This is a genomic window from Rhizobium sp. TRM96647, from assembly GCF_025780115.1.
Classification (GTDB): domain Bacteria; phylum Pseudomonadota; class Alphaproteobacteria; order Rhizobiales; family Rhizobiaceae; genus Mycoplana.
The window spans coordinates 1-5921 of the sequence record NZ_JAOXHF010000036.1 but is presented as its reverse complement, the minus strand read 5'-3'; the positions used below and the strand labels follow the sequence as shown (position 1 = coordinate 5921).

General features: G+C 61.9%; 6 protein-coding genes and 1 pseudogene. 4 read left to right on the top strand and 3 right to left on the bottom strand.

The features are described from left to right. Positions 1-434: 434 nt before the first annotated feature. Positions 435-1457 (bottom strand): universal stress protein, encoded by a 1023-nt coding sequence (locus OCK02_RS26045; protein ID WP_263815551.1) that lies wholly within the window; start codon positions 1455-1457, stop codon positions 435-437. Between OCK02_RS26045 and OCK02_RS26040 the strand changes: the two genes are divergently transcribed. The 3 genes from OCK02_RS26040 to OCK02_RS26330 all read left to right on the top strand — a co-directional run bounded on the left by OCK02_RS26040 (position 1441) and on the right by OCK02_RS26330 (position 3278). Next, positions 1441-2271 carry a universal stress protein gene (locus OCK02_RS26040; protein WP_263815550.1) on the top strand — a complete coding sequence of 277 codons (831 nt, stop codon included), beginning with the start codon at positions 1441-1443 and terminating at the stop codon, positions 2269-2271. The two genes, OCK02_RS26045 and OCK02_RS26040, sit on opposite strands and share 17 nt — an antisense overlap. 132 nt (positions 2272-2403) lie before the next feature. Further along, a complete protein-coding gene (locus tag OCK02_RS26035) occupies positions 2404-2829 on the top strand; it encodes a copper resistance protein (protein ID WP_263815549.1) in 426 nt (141 codons plus the stop codon). 107 nt (positions 2830-2936) lie between these two features. Next, the gene (locus OCK02_RS26330) at positions 2937-3278 is read left to right on the top strand and encodes a cytochrome b (RefSeq protein ID WP_263817269.1); all 342 of its coding nucleotides are present in this window, start codon (positions 2937-2939) and stop codon (positions 3276-3278) included. Here the strand turns inward: OCK02_RS26330 and OCK02_RS26030 are convergent. Then, the gene (locus tag OCK02_RS26030; RefSeq protein WP_263815548.1) at positions 3235-3744 is read right to left on the bottom strand and encodes a hypothetical protein; all 510 of its coding nucleotides are present in this window, start codon (positions 3742-3744) and stop codon (positions 3235-3237) included. The two genes, OCK02_RS26330 and OCK02_RS26030, sit on opposite strands and share 44 nt — an antisense overlap. A 90-nt stretch (positions 3745-3834) precedes the next feature. Between OCK02_RS26030 and OCK02_RS26025 the strand changes: the two genes are divergently transcribed. Then, positions 3835-5676, top strand: a complete 1842-nt coding sequence (locus tag OCK02_RS26025; RefSeq protein ID WP_412178930.1) for a heavy metal translocating P-type ATPase — start codon at positions 3835-3837, stop codon at positions 5674-5676. 7 nt (positions 5677-5683) lie between these two features. Here OCK02_RS26025 and OCK02_RS26020 read toward each other — a convergent pair. Beyond that, positions 5684-5921, bottom strand: a pseudogene (locus OCK02_RS26020) (hypothetical protein); the annotation flags it as partial.

The following is a 5921-nucleotide window of genomic DNA, read 5'->3' as shown; positions in this document are numbered from 1 at the left end:
CTTTGACAAACCGACCCTACCGGAAAAACACTGATGGCCACCGCTAACCTGCTACACCACTCCCTGGGACATCATCCTGCGAGGGGCCACGCAGCTTGCCAATCCCGTGCGAGTTACGCTCGTGCCGCCTTGAACAGGTACCCCTTGGCTACGAGAATGGGGGCGCTCTGTGTGCGGTGAAGGCGGATACTGTCGGGGAAGTGGGCGTGAGCGGGAAGGCCAGTCTTTCGATCGATACGATGATCGCCAAGGCACCCGAAGCGGCCCATTTCGCCCGCATTCTTGCTTCCGAAAAATGATGTTGGGAATGTGGAGAGCAATCAAGCAACTTGTCCTCGACCGGGTCGCATGGCGACGGGTTCGAGGAATGCTGCGAGGCCGTTTCCTCCATGCGGCGAGGGCGCTACGCTACAGGCTGGCCCAGTGTCCGCCTTCTAGCTCGACATCAGGCGATTCCGGCCGCTTTCATCGAGAAGAGAGCGGGTTATACCGCCAAATACCCACTCTCTCAGGCGACTATGTCCATATGCGCCCGACACTATGAGATCTGCGCCGCTCTGATCGACAAATTGCAGCAGGCCGATCGTCTCATCCGCGGATTTGAAAATATGGGATCTGGCTTTCACGTTGTGGCGTGCAAGGTAGGAAACAACGTCTGCATTGCTCTTTCGCAGCGAAGCGTCGGGTTCGGAGCTGACTGAGACGACGGTCACGTCCTTGGCCAAGGACAACAAAGGAATGGCATCGGCTACAGCACGCCGCGCCTCGCGCGTGTCCTTCCAGCAGACCACGATTTTGCCTGCCGCTATCGGTTTTGCGGCGCTTGCCGCTAAGAGCACAGGACGGCCAGCGCGCAATGCGACACCGGCCGGGTCAGCGGTTCTAAACAAATTCCCTATATGTGCACCTTCCGCTGCAGCCATGACAATCAGGTCGGCAGCGCGGGAAGCTTCAATAATTGCCTCGGTGGGCGCGCTCATCTCTGCGCGCCATTCGAGATCGATCTGACCGGCCGCCACGGCACGAAACTCTTGATGGACCTGCTCCATGCGGTCTTCAAGGTCCCTGTACATTTGCTGCACGGCGCTCGTTGCCGCGGAACTGCTCGCTTGCATGGCGAACGGAGAGAGGAGGGGCTGGGCAGCACACAGACCGATCAACCCTGCACCTACTTGCGATGCCAAGTCGACCGCGGCATTTGCGATCGGCTTGACCGGTCGATCGATGTCCAGATTCAGGAGAATGGTACGATAGCTCACGGCTCTCACCTCCGGGGACGGCTGGAATACCATGAGACTAGTGCCGAGCGCACCATCCGCATTGACACCGGTCAAGCGGGGCCAGTTCAGGACCCTCTTTTGACGCAGATCATCGCGGCAGGCAGGTGCCGAGAGCAAGCTTTCCTTTATCGCATGACCATTCTGATGAAGGAGCTCAGAAATGTCGTTCAGGACCATACTTTCGCTCGTCGGCACGACGAACACAGAGGCGGATATCGATAAGACCGTAACGTTGGCGGCTGAAATCGACGGGCATCTCTCCGTCATGGCGCTGAGAACCGCGATTTCGCCGTTCGGGGCCGACTACCCGGCCGCAGCCGCCTGGCTGAACGAGCGCCAAAAGGAAATCAACGAGGCTGTGGACGTTCGACGCATCGCTGACGAGCGCTGCAGGAAAGGTGGCTTGTCGTTCGATGTCGATCATCTCTACGACGATCGCTTCATCATCGAAAGCAACATCGGCACCCGCGCTATGTACGCCGATGTCGTCGTCGCCGGCGAAGGTATTCGATCGGATTCCGAGCTTCGCAAGGCGGCAATCGGGGCGACAGCGTTCAATTCCGGTACGCCCCTGCTCTTGATGCCGAAGTCAGGGCGCGCTACCCTTAAACCGAAGGACGTCCTTGTCGCCTGGAATTCGCGTCCGCAGGCGGCCAGTGCCGCAAAAACGGCTATCGAGATGCTGAAAGGCGCCGATACCGTCCGCCTCGTCGTCGTCAATCCGGATTCGTGGTACTTCGAGAATGGCGGAGAGCCAGGCGCGGACATGGCGGCCTTCCTTTTCCGCCATGGTGCAAACGTCGTGGTTGAGCAGGTCGCGAGCGGCCACAGACCGACGGAAGACGTGATCCGCCAGCATGCGCTCGAACTCGGCTGCGAAATGATCGTCATGGGAGCCTATGGTCATTCGCGTCTGCGCGAGCGCGTTTTCGGGGGCGTCACCGCCTCGATCCTGGAGAAATGCGACGTGCCTGTCTTCATGGTGCGGTAAATGCCCGGAACGCCCCGATGGATATACTGCGTCGAGGCACTCATCCTGATCTGCTGGTCGCTCGTTCAGGCATCTGTCAGCAGGGCGATCTAGCTAGTGCCGGATGCCGTTCCAGCAAAAAAGGAAGCCGACATGACCATCCGTCGCAATATCTTCGCCGCGCTTGCAATCGTCGCAATCACCTCGCCGACATGGGCAGCGAATACCGTAAAGGTTATCGAACGTGGGGAAGGCGGTGGTCCGATGGCCCTCACGATCGAGCGTCCCACGATAAAGGCCGGGGAGACGACTTTCGTCGTGCACAACGATGCGGTGACGGAAGAGCACGAAATGGTCCTGGTCAAGCTGAAGTCGGCCGATCAGAAGGTCGATGTCGTCGCCTCCAAACATCGGGTGGACGAGAAACATTTGAAAAGTCTCGGCGAAGTCGCGGATCTGAAGCCGGGCAAGGACGGCCAGCTGAAGCGGCGGCTTAGTCCGGGTTCCTATCTCCTGCTCTGCAACGTCAAGGGCCACTACGAGGCGGGGATGCATACCCTGCTGACGGTGACGAAGTGACTGCATCCTCCTGAAGCCGCCACACGAAAGAAGGCGAAACACGTCCATGGCTACGACCCCATCGCTCGCGTTTTCCCTTCCACAGCGCGTCTGCACTGGCTCACGGCATGGCTTGTCTTCACGCCTATGCCGGCATCGCGATCCTTATTCTCACCGCTGTTCGCCTTCTGCTTCGGCACATCCAGGGTGTGCCGGCTGCGCCTGCGGGTGAGCCACCGATATTCAGGTCGGCAGCCAAGATTTCCGAATGGACGCTCTATCTCCTCCTGCTCGCGATGCCGGTCACCGGTGCCGCCGCCTACTATCTCGGATACGAGGGCGCAGGCGACTTCCATGCCGACGTCTCAAAGCCGTTCTGTGGGCTGTTGTCGGGCTTCACGTCCTCGGGGCGTTGGCGCACCAGTTCTATTGGAAGCCGAATGTGCTTCGGCCGGAGGACGGTTGGCTGATCGTTCTCCATCCTGCCCCGCAACGCCGGTGAAAGCGTTCGTCATAGCGTGGGAAGAACGCTGTGCACGGCAAGGCCGTGGTGCCGGCGGCGACCGTGAGGGAGGTAAACGGCGCGCTGAAAGACGGCGGCCCAAGCAGGATGGCAATGCCGGCGCGGCACAGGGGATTCGTTGCCATGGCGACAAGGATTGCCTTTCCGATGACGTCGAGCGGCAAGTCGCTTGCAGGGCGGGCAGCACGGCGACGTCCACAACGACCGCGCCCGTCAGGGCGGTCGTGGCCAAAAAAACCGGAGCTGCCGAAATGCGAGACGAGAACCGCGCTGGCGAAGGTGGCTGCTGCGAAAATCGCCGCGAAGACCAGCAGCGGCACAATCTGACTATGAGTGTGTCCATTGAAAGAGCCAACGGGACAGACCCAGTCGGCGCCTGACGCGGCGGGGTGCATCCACATCCTATAGAGCAAACGCCGCTTCCGGAATTGATCCTGCGCAAGGTGGGTGCGGCCGTATTCGGGCTTATTTCATCTCGCATCCTCACCGATAGAGAGGGCAACGTGCCGCAAGCGAGCGAAGGCATCTGGCAGCGACGGTCGAGCATCATCCTGGTCGGGGTCGCCGCCGGGGGGCTGGTGGTCGGTCTGGCCTTATCGTGGCGGTTCGCCCGCTACGCTCATCTTGTATGGTGCGCAGCGACGCTGGCCGTCCTTGCCAGTCTGCTTCTACAGGTTTTCAGCGCCTTGCGCCGGGGAGATGTCGGGCTCGATATCGTTGCGGCGCTTTCCATGTCAGCCGCGATTGTGTTCGGCGAGCCGCTTGCCGGAAACGTCGTCGGTCTGATGTATGCGGGTGGCCAGCTCCTCGAATCTTTCGCCGAAGGGCGCGCGCGTCGGGAGATGACGGCCCTGATGGGGCGCATCTCGCATTTCGCCATGCGCCATGGCCCGTCCGGGCTCGAGGAGGTCGCGATCTCCCGGATACGGCCCGGCGACCGGTTACTGATCCGGCAAGGTGAAGTGCTGCCGGTGGACGGGATCGTTTCCGGCGAAGGTGCGGCGCTCGATATGGCGGCCTTGACGGGAGAGCCGCTGCCCCAGCCGTTGCCGTCTGGATCTGAAGCGTTGAGCGGTTCGACCTGCGTGGGCGCCCCCTTCGATCTTGTCGCCAGCCGGACGGCCGCCGAAAGCACCTATGCCGGGATCGTCCAGTTGGTCGAGGCCGCGCAGGCTGGCAAGGCACCCATGGTCCGCATAGCAGACCGTTTCGCGATGGGCTTTCTGGTGCTGACCCTCGTCATCGCGGGCGGCGCCTGGTATTTTTCGGAGGATCCGATCCGCGCGCTCGCCGTTCTTGTCGTCGCCACACCCTGTCCCCTGATCCTCGCGGTCCCGGTTGCCATTATTTCCGGCATGTCGAAGGCGGCTGGGATCGGCGTTCTCGTAAAGAACGGCGGTATGCTCGAAATGCTGGGGCGCGTGCAGACCGCGGTTCTCGACAAGACCGGCACGCTCACCCATGGTCAGGCGGCGGTGGTCGACATCAGGACGGCATCGCCCTTTACGGCGGAAGCGGTGCTAAGGGCGGCTGCAAGCCTGGATCAAGCCTCCGGCCATGTCGTTGCCGCTGCCCTGATCCGTGCGGCCGTCGAAAGGGGTCTGTCTCTGTCGAAGCCGGGGAGCGTGCGGGAAGTGCCCGGCACCGGCATAGAGGGCTATGTCGAGGGACGACGGATTGTTGTCGGCGGAAGTGGCTTTGTGCAGCGCGTGTCCGGCTGCGAGGATCCGCATGACCTGATAACGCCCGAGATGCGGGCCTCGATGACCGTGGCCGTCGCCATCGATGGAGCGCTCGCGGGCATGATCGTTCTCAAGGACCAGGTGCGCGCAGATGCGTCGTCGGTTCTGGCGGATCTTCGGGCGGCCGGCATCCGCAGGCTCGTGCTGGCGTCGGGTGATCGCGCGGAGATCGCGCATATTGTCGGCAACGCGCTTGGCATGGATGCTGTCCTCGGCGACCTGACGCCGGAAGCCAAGGTCGATGCGGTCAGAAGGGAGACTGGAAACGGCCCGGTGATGATGGTGGGGGACGGCGTCAATGACGCCCCGGCGCTCGCGGCGGCTGATATCGGCGTCGCCATGGGCGCTCGCGGCACGGCCTCGTCTTCTGAAGCCGCGGGCGTCGTGCTCCTTGTCGACGAGCTTGCACCAGTCGCCAAGGCCATTGCAATTGCGCGCCGAAGCCGTCGGATCGCGTTACAGAGCGTATCGGTTGGGCTTGCGCTTTCAGTCGGGGCAATGGTTGCGGCCGCCTTCGGATATCTCCAGCCGGTCGAAGGCGCGATCCTCCAGGAGGTGATCGACGTGGCCGTGATCCTCAATGCCCTGAGGGCGCTCCGCTAGATGCCGCTCATCCTGTTTCCGCCGAAGCCTCACGGCCACTGATCTTTATGATTTCGAACTCGAAGAAGACGTGAGGCGATGGCGCGACCGTTGCTTGCGGCTGGAGCTTGAGGGCCCCTGGCTCCCACCAGTCAAAATCCTCCGCAAGAAGCGACCAGGCTTTCAGCCGGATGATGTCCCAGGGAGTGGTGTAGCTTCGGCGCTCGCCGTGCCTTCCGGACAGAGCCGGGAATGGGTCAGCCCGC